The sequence below is a fragment of the Halomonas sp. G15 genome (genome assembly GCF_021282295.1).
In the GTDB taxonomy this organism is placed as follows: Bacteria; Pseudomonadota; Gammaproteobacteria; order Pseudomonadales; family Halomonadaceae; genus Halomonas; species Halomonas alimentaria.
Genome location: NZ_JAJSPA010000015.1, coordinates 1 through 14041 on the forward strand (window position 1 = coordinate 1; position 14041 = coordinate 14041).

Here is a 14041-nt window from a genome sequence, read left to right on the forward strand (position 1 = left end):
GGGGTGGCGGTGGCCATGCCTCACCCCCTTCCACCAAAACGCATGTCGAGTCGCGCGATGAGGCAGATCCTGAGCCGGAGGGGCCGGAGCGCTCGGTTCAGGTCATGGAGGTTCCTGGGGGGCTTCCGGCGCAACGCCGGCAACGCACGGTCGGGCTGCATCCGGATGAGATGCAGACAATGCGAGGGGTCACGTTCGTCGAGCGGAAAGCGTCGCCGACGGCGGGACATGACCTAGTCGACGTGTATCGGTATCAAAAAGGCCATTTGCACCACATCAGCCGTAACAATCAGCGATTGCCATATCGCTACGCCAGCCTCAGCCATATAGAGCTGGCTGTGGTTGCCCAGCAGGCCTACGACCTTTATGCAGGAAAGAAGAGATTCGAGGACAGGGATGCCGATGGGGAGCTGGCTGGCGTGCTCCTGATGCTGATGTTGTGGCTGGGCCGCCCGGTCGACCAGCTGCTGACGATGCGCATCTATTCCGGAAGACAGGCACTGCCGAAAAATCGTAAGGATCTGCTTGCCTATCTCCTGGAGGAGGAGGCCTTCGTATTACCGATCCCCTCGCCTGCGGCAGGAAATGCGCTTCAGGATGACGCCAAGCGATTACTGGAGCGCGCCGGCGAGGCGCCGCCTGCATTGACCGATGAGGTTGTGATCATCGGCCTCCCGGTGAGGGTGGGACAATTCATTTCGCGGATCCAGCGGCAGCATCAGAGACGCTCACGGTACGCTGAATTGTTTCCCGCCGATCGTCGGGAGGCCATCCACACCGCCATGTCTCAGGCCGTATCGACGATCAATCGGGCTCACCGTATGCGGCTGACTCCCTTGCGCATTTCCCAGACGCTGTTTGATGAGATCGTCAGGCACTCGAGTGACTGGGTGGATGGCTACCTGTTGACGGGGCATGCCTTCACCGTCACCGAGGTTGCAGCTCACTACCACAGCGTGCCGGCGACGTATCTCGAGTCACTGTTCTGTCGTGCCGTGGCATCGCTGCGTGACGCCCTGTATCGCCATCTCACTATCGAGGAGGCGAACGCTCTGGAGCCTGTTCGGCCTCCATCGAATACCGGGGACCATGGCAGTAAATTGAATATCCGGCCGCGTCTCGTGAGGCGGCTTGTCGACCATCTGCAGCATGAGCTCAGAGCGGCCCGCCGGTTACCACCCAGTGAGGAGGCGGCGCGCCAGGTGCATAACCACCTGGTGGCTTATATCGCATTCTGGGTGCTGTTCGCCACGGGCTACCGTGCGGTCAACGACCTGGTGTTTCGCTGGAGAGAGATCGACCTCGAGACCGGCCTGCTGGTGATATCGGACAAGGAACACGAGAGCATGAGCCAGTCGCGGGTTGTCTGGCTGTTGCCGCAGCTACGCGAGCAGCTGCACCTGTACGCCTGGCATCTGGAAGTGTTGCAGATGCAGCTCTATCAACGGGTCACCCTGTACGATCACATCGAGTCATTGTTGGGCGACCCGTGCCCTGACGTGCCGCTGTTGTTTTTCGTCAGCGAAAGCTGGCAGATGGTCAAAATATCTCCCAAGAATCTGCGTCGGCAAGTGCCGCTGTTCAGCCTGCCGATCAATGCTGGCCGGCATTACCTGCGCAGTCGACTGCGGGCGGAAGGATGCCGTGGAGAGCTGGTCAATGCATTCATGGGCCATGCCCAGCATGGGCAGGAGCCATTTGCGGCGCTTTCGACCCTGTCGCCCGTCTCGATGTTTGCCGAGCTGGCGCCGGTAATGGAAAAGCTGCGTCGTGAGGCCGGCTGGACGCCGCAGAGGGGGATGGCAGATGTCTGAGCCATTCAGCTCCGTATGGAAGGGCTGGAATCTCCTGGTGCTACCGGAAGCCGCTGGCGGCGCAGAGGCGCGGCGTCGGCAACAGCTGCGGCCACGGCAACAGGGGCAGCTCGAGGTGCTGGCCCGGGTCAATGAGTTTCATCCCGGGCTGGTCAGCGGTGAGCGCGACATCACAGTGCCAGATGACCTGCCTCAGCAGTGGGTGGATCACATCCTGAGCAAGGCAAGCGCTTCAGCGGCCGCGAGTCGCCACAAGGTGAATTTCCTGGTGCAGGGGCTGCGCCAGGGAGAGCGGCAGCTGGGCTGGAAGGTCAGGGTGCCTGCGCCCATGCACCATGTGCAGCCGGAGGCCAGCCCATTTACGCCTGACGCACTGGTCAGACTGAATGCCTATCGGGATTGGTGTCGCCTGGTGGAGGAGGGCCTCCAGACGGATCAATTCCACGACCTACTGCAGCAAGGCAATGGGCTCAAGGGGCATCGGCGCCTGGAGTCCGAGCACATCAGCTGGGGACTGTTGATGTACCTGGCCATCACCCGGGATGGCCTGCTGGCAAGGAAGGCGGTCAACTCGTTGCCACTGGCGGCAGCTACGCTGGCGACCTACGGTGGGACCTCCTGGTGCCTGCTGCATGAGTCGCCGCCTGAGGATATGCCTGAACCGGTGCCACCGCGCAGCCGCTGGCTGCTCGGAGCGTCGACGCTGGCGGTGCTGATGCGGCATCTCGACCGATATGGAGACCCACAGCAGCAGGCGAAGACCACCTCCTACAAGACTGCCAAGGAGTTCTCTGCCACTGCGTGGAGTGCCTTCTGCCGCGCCGTGGGGGCGGACAAGAGCATGACGCTGCCAGCATGTCAGGCGATGGCGGCTACCGCCTTGCGACTGCATGTGCCGCGTTACCTGGTGGATAGTGCCCTCGGCAAGCATGCAGTGACATCCATTGACGAGCCGCGGTGGCAGCAGCTGCTGTCGGGTGGGTATGTCCAGCACGCGGGGCTGGCGGAGGATGAGGAGGAGAGGCCACCTTTCCCCGGCAGCCAGCCGGCTGTGCCGGATATGCCGCTGGAGCGCGACCAGCCAATCTACAAGGCACGGGAGCTGTTGGCGGGCCTGCGTGGTTGGTTGAGCCCGACGCGGGAGACGAAGCGCCGTACCTACGCTGCCATCACCGCGCGTCTGGAGGAGACGCTTGCCGAGACCCGGCGCATGGTGCCCATTGCTGAATGGATCTGTCGTTGGCTGTATTACCTGCACGTGGACATGAAACGGAAGCAGTCGACGCTGCATACCTATCTGGGATCCGCTCTGCCGATATTGAAGTACATCGGTGATACACCGCTTTCGCCATCACGTCTCACCGAGCTGGTAGATGCCTATCAGCAGGTCATCGAGGAGGGCAAAACCGAGAAGAACCGTCACTATCGCTGGACAGTGCTACATGGCTTTCACAATTTCCTGGTCAGCGAGCTGGGGCTGGCCAAGGTGAAGATGGAGTTGGTGGGCAGTGGGGCGGGCGTCACCTACCATGCCGATGCCAACATCCTCTCGGAGACTGAATACCAGCTCGTGGCCGAAAGGCTGAAACTCATGGATCCCAGCATACTGGGCAAGATCCGCTACTGGGTCTGCGTCCTTGGGTTTCGTGCCGGGTTACGGATCGGTGAGGTACTCTCGATCCAGATCTGCGATGTCCAGCTCAAGAAACGGGTGCCGGATACCGATGTGGTGCTATTGGTGCGTGACAACGAATACGTTGCCAACAAGAGCTACAGCTCGCGTCGGCAGCTCCCCCTGCACCACTTGTTGACCGAGGAGGAGCTGGGGCCGTTCAAGGACTACGTCATCAATCGCCAAGAGATGTCGCGACACCCTCGTGTCATGCTGTTCGGCGAAGGCGGTGAGTCACTGGCTCCGTTGCGCGACGACAAGGTCTCGCCAGCGATTCATGAGGTGATGCGGCGCGTGACAGGGGATCCCAGTGTCCGCTTTCACCATCTGCGCCACTCGTTGGCCAACAATCTGCTGCTGGCATTCCATGGCATTCCGTCGCCCTGGGCGGCACCGGCTCACCTGAACACGTTATGGCATGAAATCACCGGGGGCGTGGTCTCGCGCCAGGGGTTGCACTTTATCGCCCAGGTCATGGGGCATTCATCTCCGGACGTTACCCTGCGCAGCTACTTGCATTGCACCGAGTGGCTAATGGGGCATTACCTGCAGCACGAGCCGCATTCGGTGGAAGGGGCGCGGCGCCCCTCGCCAGCCGCGGAGCTGGAAGCGCTGGCGGAACTGCTGGGGCTGAAGCCCGCGCGTGTTCGCAAATGGAAGCAGCGTTATGGCGAACGGCCGGCGATATGGTTGAGCAAGGCCTTCAAGGCGTGTCCTATCACCGATGTGGAGGACCGTGAGCCCCAGCCATTCCCGGCGCTTGCGGGCATCACCCCTGTGGAACACGATCGCCTGCATCACCTCTCGCTGGAGAGCCTGGAAACCCTGCTGGATGCCCGCAATCGTTACTCCTTTGAGGAGCTCGAGCGAATTTTCAGCTTGAGGGAAGGAGAGGTGGAGCGGCTGATACAGGCCGAGCGGCGTGTGTTGTCGCTACGGACGCGGCGCGGCAGCCGCGCCCACCGCCACTGTCGAGCCACCAAGGGCAAGCAACAGGCTGACGCGCAAACCGACCTGCCTCGATTGCCGCGACCCCATGCCGTATCGGAACGGCGTATCATCCAGGCCCTGTACCACACCATCTGGACGGACTGGTACGAAAAGTCGCCCGATGTGCTGCTCGAGCACTTGCGCTATTTCTACGCGTACCATCGTGCGACAGAGGGCCACGTGTGGATACGGGATGCCGATGCTGGGCTGGCATTTGTCAGTTGGGTGCTGAGTCTCCACTCCGGGGTGCGGGCCAACATCGAGGTGACCCCCACTGCGCGCTCGCCACTGACCGCAAAGCAGCAGCTCAGTGAGTGGAAGAAGCGCCTGCCATCGCAGCGGCACAAGGTGCAGTGGCGAACAAAGCCCACCGGCAGGCGTTATGCCAACGAACTGGGTACGGGCAACGTCGCGCTGCATGTGGTCAACGAAGGGAAAGAGCCGTTGAGCGTGTATCCCGTGCGCTATGTGCTGGTGATGGCGTGCATCGTGATGACTGCACAGCAAAGTGCTTAGGAGCGCTATCGCTCAGTAACAGAAGGTCGTGGGCCATAGGAGGGCCACCTTTTCTGGACAAATAACGGGTAAGCGGATTAAATGGTTGATCTTACCTTTGCATGAGAGTGAGACAGACCGGCATCTCATCGGATTATCTGGTTGATGCTTCACCTACTGCTGGTGCATGTTTCCTTCGCTAATTCCAGCAAGAACCCCACACGCCTCAACTTCCCGGTCATCGTTGCAACTCGCTCTCAGTGAAACGAGTTGTTTCTCAAGCGCTTGCAGAGCGGTTATCTGCGACCGCACATGAGAGATGTGATCATCGAGCAAGGCGTTGACGGCGGTACAAGGCTGATGAGGGTCGTCCTGATAGCTCTGTAGTTCGTGAATCTCAGCCAGTGACAGGCCCAGGATTCTGCAGCGACGGATGAAGGCCAGCCCCTCACCATGCTTCTCGGTATAGACACGGTAACCGTTGTCCTGCCGATCAGGCGGCGGCAACAAGCCCTGCTGTTCATAGAAGCGGATCGTCTGTGTTTCGACCCCTACCAACTGCGCCAACTGACCAATGCGCATCAGCCTCCTCCCCAACGGATTCTTTACTCTATTGACCTTATAGTAGCTTTATAGTTTTAAATGGTACCACAACATTGTTCAAGTGGAGTCGTATCATGAGCAAATCCTGTGGTGGCGCCTGTGGCGGTGATGCAACGTCCGCAGCGGATACCGATATACAGGCCTCCTCCGAGGCGCCAGGGAGATGGGTCAGTGTTTATGCCGTGCCGAAGATGGACTGTCCATCAGAAGAACGAATGATTCGCCTAGCCCTGAACGGCTTTGAGGAGATTCGGGCGCTGTCCTTCGACTTGTCGAACCGCCGGCTGAAGGTCGTGCATGACGGCGAGGTCGAGCCCGTCACCTCGAAACTGAAGACCTTGGGGCTAGGCGCCTCGCTTCAGGAAACCGTCGCTGCAAATCCGGAGACCATCAAGGCCGCCGAGTTTTCGGCAGCTTCTGCTAAGCAAGAATCCGGGACCCTGCGCTGGTTGCTCGGCATCAATGCACTTCTGTTCGTGGTGGAAATGACTGCCGGTCTGATCGCCCAGTCCACCGGCCTGATTGGAGAATCCCTGGACAATTTTGCCGATGCGGCGGTGTACGGGCTTGCCCTTTATGCGGTTGGACATAGCGTGAAAATGCAGGTACGTGCCGCGCATCTTGCTGGTGTACTGCAACTGATCTTGGCTGTGGGCGTGCTCGTAGAGGTGGTGAGACGCTTTGTATTCGGTAGTGAGCCTGAATCGCTGGTGATGATGGCTATCGCATTCGTCGCATTGATTGCCAATACCAGTTGTCTGCTGCTCATATCCAAACATCGGGAAGGCGGGGCGCACATGAAGGCAAGCTGGATATTCTCGGCCAACGACGTGGTGATCAACCTGGGGGTCATCACCGCCGGCGCCCTGGTCGCGTGGACCGGTTCCAATTATCCGGATCTGATTATCGGCACCATCGCGGGGGGCATTGTACTTAACGGTGCCAGACGCATTTTGGCGTTGAAGGGTTAAATAATGCTCATTATTGGCAAAAAGCTCTCGCCGTATGCCCTATTGTCCATATCGGGCCTGCTGGCAGCGTCTGATCAGGCTGTAAAGTGGCTGGTGCAGCAATCAATGGCCTATGGCGAGTATGTTTCGGTGACCCCGTTCTTTAACTGGGTGCACCTATGGAACACCGGTGCCGCATTCAGTCTTTTTGCGAATGGTGGAGGCTGGCAGCGCTACTTTTTTAGGGTATCCGGATTATCTGGTTGGTATGCGAGAGAGAAAGGTGGCCGACAAACTCAACCCACAACGGATTAGCTGGTTGATGGCTCGCTCAGTACGCTCACTTGCTAGAGAGCAGATACTTCACCAAACAGGCGATGCCCAGGACCAGCAGCAATAGTAGGGCAATTCCGATCACTGGCATTATCCAGCCCATCGCCCCCATCATCCCGCAATCGGGTAGTGTCGTGTTCATCGTGACAGAGCTCCCTGTGGTGTCCATGCCCAAAACCCGTGGTGCCGCCGCCCAGTGGCACCACGGTCGCGCTCATATCGTTCACCCGGCACAGCAGGACAACTGCGTCACATCCTTGGTGAAAGTCTGGGCACAGAGCTTGAGCCCTTCCACCATGGTCAGGTAGGGAAATAGCTCATTGGCGATGTCGTGTACGGTCATGCGTGCGCGTAGCGCCATCACCGCCGTCTGGATCAGCTCACCGGCTTCCCCCGCCACCGCCTGCACCCCCAGCAACCGGCCCGAGTCGCGTTCGGCCACCAGCTTGATGAAACCACCGGTGTCGAAATTCACCAGCGCACGCGGCACGTTTTCCAGGTCCAGCTCGCGGGTATCGACGCTGAAGCCTTGCTCGATGGCCTCGGCTTCCGTCAGGCCGACGGTGGCCACCTGGGGGTCGGTGAAGATCACCGCCGGCATGGCGCTCAGGTCCAGGGTGGCTTCGCCCCCGGTCATGTTGACGGCAGCCCGGCTGCCCCCGGCGGCGGCGACATAGACGAACTCCGGCTGATCGGTGCAGTCACCGGCGGCATAGAGCCCCGGCACCGTGGTGTGCAGATGCTCATCGACCAGAATCGCCCCACGTGCGGTTTCCACGCCGAGGCTCGCCAGGTTCAGGGCCTCGGTATTGGGTGTCCGTCCGGTGGCCACCAGCAGTTGATCCGCCCGCAAGGTGCCGGCGTTGGTGTCGACAATGAATTCATTGTCGGTGTAGTCCACGCGGCTCGCCTGGGTCTGCTTGAGGACCTCGATGCTCTCGCGGCGAAACGCCGCCTCCACCGCATCCCCTACCGCCGGGTCTTCCTGGGAGAGCAGGCGGCTGCGGGCCAGCACCGTGACCCGGCTGCCCAGCCGGGCGAAGGCCTGGGCCAGTTCCAGGGCCACCACCGAGGCGCCGATCACAATCAGCCGCTCGGGAAGGGTGTCCAGGGCCAGCGCACTGGTAGAGGTCAGGTAGGGGGTGTCGGCAAGACCCGGGATCGGCGGTACTGCCGGTCGGGCGCCAGTACCGATTAAGGCGCGGTCGAAGTGGACGACCTGCTCGCCGCCCTCGTTCAGCTTGACCATCAGGCTATGGGCATCGATAAACCGGGCCTCGCCGTGCAGGACCGTGATGGCCGGGTGGTCGCGCAGAATCCCCTCGTACTTGGCGTCACGCAGTTCCTCGACACGTCGCTGCTGCTGCTCGAGCAGCTTGGCCCGATCCACCACCGGCGCCTGGGCGCTCAGGCCTGCATCGAAGGGACTTTCCGTACGCAAGTGGGCAATATGGGCCGCGCGAATCATGATCTTCGAAGGCACACAGCCTGTATTGACACAGGTACCGCCGACGGTGCCGCGTTCGATCAGGGTGATCCGGGCGCCGCGCTCGGCGGCTTTCAGGGCCGCCGCCATGGCGGCGCCGCCGCTGCCGATCACCGCGATGTGCGGGGCGTCTTCATCACGGCCCTTGGACACCGATGCGCCTGCCGGGGAAGTGGGCCCACTGTTGGCCAGTCGAGCTTGGTAGCCAAGTCGGGTCACGGCAAACGTCAACGCCGAGGCCGGTGTCTCCGGATCAACGGCTACCGATGCCGTCCCCTGAGGATAGGATACCTCCACCGACTGCACGCCGGGCAGCTTCTCCAGGGCTTCCCTGACATGATCCGCACAGCGGTCACAGGTCATGCCACTCACGTTGAGTTCAATCATCACGTTTCTCCGAGTCTTCATTAGTAAAGCCGGCATCCTGCTTCCGCTTGTGGTATCGCGCGTAGAGAGGTAAGCCGATGGCCAGGGCGGCAAACAGCAGGTAATCGAGATAGCCTGCCAACGCGGCCAGGCCCGCCGTACCGAATAGCACCAGGGCGATTGGCGCGGCGCAACACAGCACCATCAACCCGGTGCCAAGCACGACGCTTAAAAATTTCTGCGAATCTTTCACGCTTATTCCTTCACCGTGGCGGGCAAGCTCGTAAACAACTCACCCGATGACCGCGATGTGCAGCTGCTTGATGTCACTCAGGGGGCGTATTCCTTGATTTGATAGAGCCGTTGTCACAACAGGCGTCGAACTGCTTCTTACGCCAAATCGCATAAATGGTCAGGCCGATGAAGAAGGCCAGGGCCGGCAATAACACAACGTCGAGATAGCCCGTCAGCCCCGCCAGGCCCACCGTGCCAAGCAGGATCACCAGGATCGGCGTAAAGCAGCACAATGCCACCAGGACGGTGCCGATCACGCTCACGCGCAGCAGGGGCTTGGGATTCTTCATGATCACTCTCGATCCGCTTGCGAGGATGTCGGGGTTGATGGATACCCAGCGTTGATGGTGGCCTCGGTCAATGCCTCCACCGACGTTCGGGCGTCGTCAAAGGTGACCACGGCCTCGAGATCCGCGTAGCTCACGTCGACTTGCGAGACGCCGTCCACCTTGTTGAGGGCGGCCTTGACGGTGATCGGGCAGGCGGCACAGGTCATGCCCGGCACCGACAGCGTCACGGTCTGCAGGGCCGCTAAGGCGGGCGTGCTGAGCAGGGCGAGTAGCGCGATGAAGGCGAAACGAGCTTTCATGGTAGATCTCCTTTTAATAGAACAGGGGCAAGATGTAGGGGAATACCAGGGCGATTAGCACCAGCAGCGATACGAGCCAGAAGATCGCCTTGTAGCCCGTCCTGACCCGTGGCACGGCACACACCTCTCCCGGCTGGCACTTTTCCACTGGCCGAAAGACGCGACGCCAGGCGAAGAACATCGCCACCAGCGCGACGCCGATAAAGAGCGGGCGATAGGGCTCCAACGCCGCCAGATTGCTGATCCAGGCGCCGGAAACGCCCAGCGTGATCAGCACCAGCGGGCCGAGGCAACACGCCGAGGCCAGGAGGGCCGCGACTCCTCCGGCGGCCAGGGGCCCTCGCCCCGTTTTAGATGTCCGCATTGACGATTCTCCTTTCGGGATGGGGGGAGCTACGATAAGGTTACTTCCGTAGCTTGGTACGGAGTCAAGCATCATGAAGAGACATGCAGATAAAGTGGCGGACACCATGACCATTGGCGGCCTGGCCAAGGCGGCCGGCGTCAATGTCGAGACAATCCGCTATTACCAGCGACGAGGGCTATTATCGGAGCCCGAACGCCCTCCCGGAGGTATTCGACGCTATAGTGCCGCCGATATCGACAGGTTGACGTTCGTGAAAACGGCGCAGCAGCTGGGCTTTAGTCTGGATGAGATCAGTGACCTACTTCGGCTGGAAGATGGCGCCCACTGTCAAGAAGCCAGTGCTCTCGCAGAGCACAAGTTAGGGGACGTTCGCGAGAAGATCGACAGGCTTGAAAGAATTGAGAAGGTGCTGAGCGAAATGGTCGACAGATGCCATGCACAACAAGGCAATATCACTTGCCCGCTAATTGCGTCATTGCATGAAGGGCTCAGAGAAGCAGAAGACCCAAGGGAGTAACTCACCTTCAGTTCGTTGAAAACAACGCGGTCAAAGAGTCGCGATCATCTATGGACCATGTCGACAAGGAAAGTTTGCATGACTAGCTTGCCTGACAACATCCTTCACCTTCCCGAGTACCACGTCCTAGGCACCAAGATGGAAGAGCATGATCTCCACTACCAGGTCGAAGCTCCTGAGCCTCTAGCTTGCGAGGAATGCGGCGTTGAGAGTGAGTTTGTCAGGTTCGGCAAGCGCGATGTGGCCTATCGCGACCTACCCATCCACGGAAAGCGGGTCACCCTCTGGGTGGTCCGTCGCCGCTACACCTGCCGGGCGTGTGGAAGGACGTTCCGGCCAGCTCTTCCGGAAATGGTAGACGATCACCGCATGACGCGGAGGCTTTACAACCACGTCGAGAAGGAAGCCTTCAATCACCCCTACGCCTACGTGGCTGATACCACGGGCCTCGACGAGAAGACTGTCCGCGAGATATTCAAGAAGAAGGCTGAGTTCCTGGCAGCCTGGCATCGTTTCGAGACACCCCGCTGCCTGGGGATCGACGAGCTGTACCTGAACCGCCGCTACCGCTGCATCCTGACCAACCTGGAGGAGCGTACCCTACTGGACCTGCTGCCCGGTCGCCAGCAGGACGCGGTGACGAGGCGCCTCATGAGCATGACCGAGCGCCACCAGGTCGAGATCGTCAGCATGGATATGTGGAAACCCTACCGCCGTGCTGTCCAGGCGGTACTGCCGCAGGCTCGCATTGTGGTCGATAAGTTCCATGTGGTGCGGATGGCCAACGAAGCCCTGGAGAAGGTGCGTAAGGGACTCAGGAAGGATCTGAAGCCAAACCAGCGGCGGACCCTCAAGGGCGATAGGAAGATCCTGCTGAAGCGTGCCCACGACGTTTCAGATCGCGAGCGGCTTATCATGGAGACATGGACAGGGGCCTTCCCTCAGCTCCTGGCGGCCTACGAGCACAAGGAGCGGTTCTACCACATCTGGGACAGCACCACCCGGCGTGATGCCGAAAAGGCGCTGGCCCGCTGGATTGACGACATTCCACAGGGGCAGAAAGAGGTGTGGAAGGATCTCGTCAGCGCCGTCAGCGGATGGCGCGAGGAGGTGCTGGCCTACTTCGAAACCGACACCCCAATCACCAACGCCTTCACGGAGTCGATCAATCGGCTGGCCAAGGACAAGAACCGCGATGGCCGGGGCTACTCATTCGAGGTGATGCGGGCCCGGATGCTCTACACCACCAAGCACAAGAAGAAGGTGCCGCAGATCAAGGAATCCCCCTTCCTGGGCAAGGCCACCATGACCTACAGCATGGGTCTTCCCGAGCCTGAGAAAAACTACGGCGTCGATCTATCAACCTTCTGGGAGAGTTAAGGGTTCGAAGGAGCAAGGGGGCTCCATCTACCACTTAATCCGGATACCCCAAGAAAACCATCGGTTACGGACTGCCGGACTTCGCAGAGGAACTCAACTACGGAGTCGATCTGTCAACCATCTGAGGGTGGTATCAGATTGATGGGGTGAATGTGCCCCATCAACCATTAAATCCGTATACCCTAAATAATTAGTCCTCGGTCCTCATCAGCCACCCCTCCACAGTCTCGGCACCATATTCTTCCTTCCACGCCTTCAGCGTCTTCTGGTTGCCGCCGCGGGTCTCGACGACTTCGCCAGTGTTCGGGTTCTTGTAGATCTTCAGCTTGCGCTTGGCGCGGCCGGTGCTCTTGGCGCTGCTGGAGCTCTTGTCAGCGGTATGCGTTGGATCCAGAAGCTTGATGACGTCAGCGGCTGACTTGTCGAACTCGCGCATCAGGTCTTCGAGGTGATTCTTGAAATCTAGCTCGGTCTTTAGGCGGTCGTCGTTCTTCAGCTTGTCGAGCTCGTCCTGCAGCTGCTTGAGCTGCTGTTCCTTCTGCATGTAGGTGTTGAGAATGGACATAAACTTCCTCGTGCTAGTGAATGTTGAGAAGGATTATGGTGGCAGCTTGGGTTTGAATCAATGTTCTTGGCCAGATAAACGAAGATGATTTCGGCTATGAGTGGGGTTTAGTGATTAGTGAGCCTTTGATGGCTGGGCCAGAAAACATCTCTCAACGGAATTAACATTTCTTGCTGTCTCCCTTGATGTGCTCGGCAATGCTGTGCCAGTTCTTTGATCTATTGGAGTGGCACGCATGGAGAGACACCACCCACGCCGCTGGCTGGCCGCCTTTGGCCTATCTGCCTGCCTGGTAGGCCCCGTACTCGCTGAGCCAGCCATCGAAGTCTTTACCACCGCTGGTGAGCCGGTCGTCAACGTGCCCTCGGGCGTAGCGGTCATCGAACTCGATGTGCCTGGACGACTGGATGCCCTGCTGTCTCAGCAGTTGCCCGCGGATCCTGACGTTGCTGCAGCCTTGATGCGCGAGCGCATGACCACGCCCGCGTGGCAGGAAACTGCTGACCGCTATGCCGATAGCTATCTCGGGCTGGCCAGGGCCTGGCAGCTGGGTGTCGAGAAAGTGCCCGCCGTGGTGATCGATGGTCGCCATGTGATTTACGGCCAGCCGGACGTCGCGGGGGCATTGAACGAAGCCGATCGCCTGCTGAGTCAGGAGAGCCGCCCATGATGCGCTACAGGACCTTGGGCGCTCTGTTGATTGGCGCTGTGCTGAGCCTGGGCGTAATTGAGAGGCCCGCCCAGGCGCTAACAACACCAGAGATTGTGGCGTCGTCGATTACTACTCAATGCCTGGACTATCAGGTCATCGGCATCTGTGTCTGGCTCAACTGTTCCTGGTCGGGCTGCTCGATACGCACCTCGGTGCAGGTGCGTCATTACATCCCCGAGTTGGTGGTCTCCAGTTACGAGAACACTGGCGACAACCCGTGGTGGGAAGTGGCCACCCTCTCGCCACCCTTGGGTAAGGCCTTGGCAGGCGGGCAGAGCACCTCGGATGCCAACCGGGCGCGACATGAGCACCTGCGCTTCAAGAACGTGGACGCCATCGGCCACCCGGCCGGCAGCGCCTTCAGCAGCTTCGCCAGCGCCTTCGGCATGACCTGTGTTGGGGCAGCGACGCCCTTCCAGCCCTACCACCTCTCGACCCTGGACGCCCTGGCGTGGCGCAGCGGGATTCCCGAGTCGCTCTACCCGGAGGCTCTCACGCCCGGCATGCGTGAGCTGGGCCAGCCCGGCGACCTGTGGGGCAACGTCTATCCGCGCAGCGGCTTCCTGACCCAGGTGCATGATTACAAGACCGCGGCGACCACTGCCCAGCGCTCTGCCGACATCGTCACTCGCACGGGGCAGCCTCACGTCTACACGCCGCTGGTGGCCTCCAGTCGCGACGGCTACTGGCCGCCCGGACCGGTCAAGGAAGGTGACCCCTCTACTCATCGCTGGCAGCGCCTGACGCCCGGCATGAGCAAATCCTGTCGGGTGTGGCCGGACCGTGGCGTCACCGACACTTACGGTGACCGCCTGGATACCGGCGGTGACTACGCCTGGTCGTTGTGGCGCCCCTATCGTTGCTGCAAGCGTCGCGGCCAGACCCTGCTGTATGCAGTCCCCTGAAGG

16 protein-coding genes are annotated in these 14041 nt (G+C 60.3%); 8 read left to right on the forward strand and 8 right to left on the reverse strand.

Translation table 11 applies throughout. From position 1 onward, the window contains the following. Both LWH48_RS08900 and LWH48_RS08905 read left to right on the forward strand, forming a co-directional pair. The coding region (locus LWH48_RS08900) for a hypothetical protein (protein ID WP_442908303.1) at positions 1-1814 on the forward strand (1814 nt) is incomplete at its 5' end. Further along, on the forward strand, positions 1807-4992 hold the full coding sequence (locus LWH48_RS08905) for a tyrosine-type recombinase/integrase (protein WP_232912283.1): 3186 nt from the start codon (positions 1807-1809) through the stop codon (positions 4990-4992). The genes LWH48_RS08900 and LWH48_RS08905, both read left to right, overlap by 8 nt. 153 nt (positions 4993-5145) lie before the next feature. On the opposite strand, the gene cadR is transcribed toward LWH48_RS08905, so the two are convergent. Next, positions 5146-5553 (reverse strand): Cd(II)/Pb(II)-responsive transcriptional regulator, encoded by a 408-nt coding sequence (gene cadR / locus LWH48_RS08910; RefSeq protein ID WP_004364961.1) that lies wholly within the window; start codon positions 5551-5553, stop codon positions 5146-5148. Between the two features lie 95 nt (positions 5554-5648). Here cadR and LWH48_RS08915 point away from each other — a divergent pair, with 95 nt between their 5' ends. Both LWH48_RS08915 and LWH48_RS08920 read left to right on the forward strand, forming a co-directional pair. Then, on the forward strand, positions 5649-6545 hold the full coding sequence (locus LWH48_RS08915) for a cation transporter (protein WP_004574643.1): 897 nt from the start codon (positions 5649-5651) through the stop codon (positions 6543-6545). Between the two features lie 3 nt (positions 6546-6548). Beyond that, entirely contained in the window at positions 6549-6839 is a 291-nt protein-coding gene (locus LWH48_RS08920; RefSeq protein WP_442908304.1) for a signal peptidase II, read from the forward strand. A gap of 25 nt (positions 6840-6864) precedes the next feature. On the opposite strand, the gene LWH48_RS18245 is transcribed toward LWH48_RS08920, so the two are convergent. The 6 genes from LWH48_RS18245 to merT form a co-directional block, all read right to left on the reverse strand. After that, complete coding sequence (locus LWH48_RS18245; RefSeq protein ID WP_008957399.1) at positions 6865-6999, reverse strand: hypothetical protein; 135 nt, start codon at positions 6997-6999, stop codon at positions 6865-6867. An 81-nt stretch (positions 7000-7080) separates the two neighbouring features. Further along, positions 7081-8730, reverse strand: a complete 1650-nt coding sequence (gene merA, locus LWH48_RS08925) for a mercury(II) reductase (RefSeq protein WP_082051506.1) — start codon at positions 8728-8730, stop codon at positions 7081-7083. Next, positions 8723-8962 (reverse strand): mercury resistance system transport protein MerF, encoded by a 240-nt coding sequence (gene merF, locus LWH48_RS08930; protein ID WP_027965777.1) that lies wholly within the window; start codon positions 8960-8962, stop codon positions 8723-8725. The genes merA and merF (LWH48_RS08930) overlap by 8 nt, the downstream gene beginning before the upstream one ends. Before the next feature lie 73 nt (positions 8963-9035). Then, positions 9036-9293 (reverse strand): mercury resistance system transport protein MerF, encoded by a 258-nt coding sequence (gene merF, locus LWH48_RS08935; RefSeq protein WP_033988342.1) that lies wholly within the window; start codon positions 9291-9293, stop codon positions 9036-9038. 2 nt (positions 9294-9295) lie between these two features. After that, positions 9296-9592: a mercury resistance system periplasmic binding protein MerP gene (gene merP / locus LWH48_RS08940; protein ID WP_022519794.1), complete on the reverse strand. Its 297-nt coding sequence runs from the start codon at positions 9590-9592 to the stop codon at positions 9296-9298. 13 nt (positions 9593-9605) lie between these two features. Continuing rightward, complete coding sequence (merT, locus tag LWH48_RS08945; RefSeq protein ID WP_027965778.1) at positions 9606-9956, reverse strand: mercuric ion transporter MerT; 351 nt, start codon at positions 9954-9956, stop codon at positions 9606-9608. Between the two features lie 73 nt (positions 9957-10029). Here merT and merR point away from each other — a divergent pair, with 73 nt between their 5' ends. Beyond that, entirely contained in the window at positions 10030-10476 is a 447-nt protein-coding gene (gene merR / locus LWH48_RS08950; protein WP_006911920.1) for an Hg(II)-responsive transcriptional regulator, read from the forward strand. 78 nt (positions 10477-10554) lie between these two features. Further along, complete coding sequence (locus tag LWH48_RS08955; RefSeq protein WP_033988338.1) at positions 10555-11856, forward strand: ISL3 family transposase; 1302 nt, start codon at positions 10555-10557, stop codon at positions 11854-11856. A 190-nt stretch (positions 11857-12046) separates the two neighbouring features. Here the strand turns inward: LWH48_RS08955 and LWH48_RS08960 are convergent, their stop codons facing one another. Then, positions 12047-12421: a histone-like nucleoid-structuring protein, MvaT/MvaU family gene (locus LWH48_RS08960; RefSeq protein ID WP_232912284.1), complete on the reverse strand. Its 375-nt coding sequence runs from the start codon at positions 12419-12421 to the stop codon at positions 12047-12049. Between the two features lie 235 nt (positions 12422-12656). Here LWH48_RS08960 and LWH48_RS08965 point away from each other — a divergent pair, with 235 nt between their 5' ends. Together LWH48_RS08965 and LWH48_RS08970 are read left to right on the forward strand one after the other, a co-directional pair. Further along, positions 12657-13091, forward strand: coding sequence for a TIGR03757 family integrating conjugative element protein (locus LWH48_RS08965; protein ID WP_133483946.1), 435 nt, complete (start codon positions 12657-12659; stop codon positions 13089-13091). After that, the gene (locus LWH48_RS08970) at positions 13088-14038 is read left to right on the forward strand and encodes a TIGR03756 family integrating conjugative element protein (protein ID WP_442908305.1); all 951 of its coding nucleotides are present in this window, start codon (positions 13088-13090) and stop codon (positions 14036-14038) included. Before LWH48_RS08965 ends, LWH48_RS08970 begins: the two co-directional genes overlap by 4 nt. The last annotated feature ends 3 nt before the right edge of the window (positions 14039-14041 follow it).

Coding starts and splice junctions, on each gene's coding strand:
- merT (WP_027965778.1), bottom strand. CDS start 9,956: ATGCGGACATCTAAAACGGGGCGAGGGCCCCTGGCCGCCGGAGGAGTC.
- LWH48_RS08915 (WP_004574643.1), top strand. CDS start 5,649: ATGAGCAAATCCTGTGGTGGCGCCTGTGGCGGTGATGCAACGTCCGCA.
- merR (WP_006911920.1), top strand. CDS start 10,030: ATGAAGAGACATGCAGATAAAGTGGCGGACACCATGACCATTGGCGGC.
- merP (WP_022519794.1), bottom strand. CDS start 9,592: ATGAAAGCTCGTTTCGCCTTCATCGCGCTACTCGCCCTGCTCAGCACG.
- cadR (WP_004364961.1), bottom strand. CDS start 5,553: ATGCGCATTGGTCAGTTGGCGCAGTTGGTAGGGGTCGAAACACAGACG.
- LWH48_RS08970 (WP_442908305.1), top strand. CDS start 13,088: ATGATGCGCTACAGGACCTTGGGCGCTCTGTTGATTGGCGCTGTGCTG.
- LWH48_RS08960 (WP_232912284.1), bottom strand. CDS start 12,421: ATGTCCATTCTCAACACCTACATGCAGAAGGAACAGCAGCTCAAGCAG.
- LWH48_RS18245 (WP_008957399.1), bottom strand. CDS start 6,999: ATGAACACGACACTACCCGATTGCGGGATGATGGGGGCGATGGGCTGG.
- LWH48_RS08920 (WP_442908304.1), top strand. CDS start 6,549: ATGCTCATTATTGGCAAAAAGCTCTCGCCGTATGCCCTATTGTCCATA.
- LWH48_RS08965 (WP_133483946.1), top strand. CDS start 12,657: ATGGAGAGACACCACCCACGCCGCTGGCTGGCCGCCTTTGGCCTATCT.
- merF (WP_033988342.1), bottom strand. CDS start 9,293: ATGAAGAATCCCAAGCCCCTGCTGCGCGTGAGCGTGATCGGCACCGTC.
- LWH48_RS08905 (WP_232912283.1), top strand. CDS start 1,807: ATGTCTGAGCCATTCAGCTCCGTATGGAAGGGCTGGAATCTCCTGGTG.
- LWH48_RS08955 (WP_033988338.1), top strand. CDS start 10,555: ATGACTAGCTTGCCTGACAACATCCTTCACCTTCCCGAGTACCACGTC.
- merA (WP_082051506.1), bottom strand. CDS start 8,730: ATGATTGAACTCAACGTGAGTGGCATGACCTGTGACCGCTGTGCGGAT.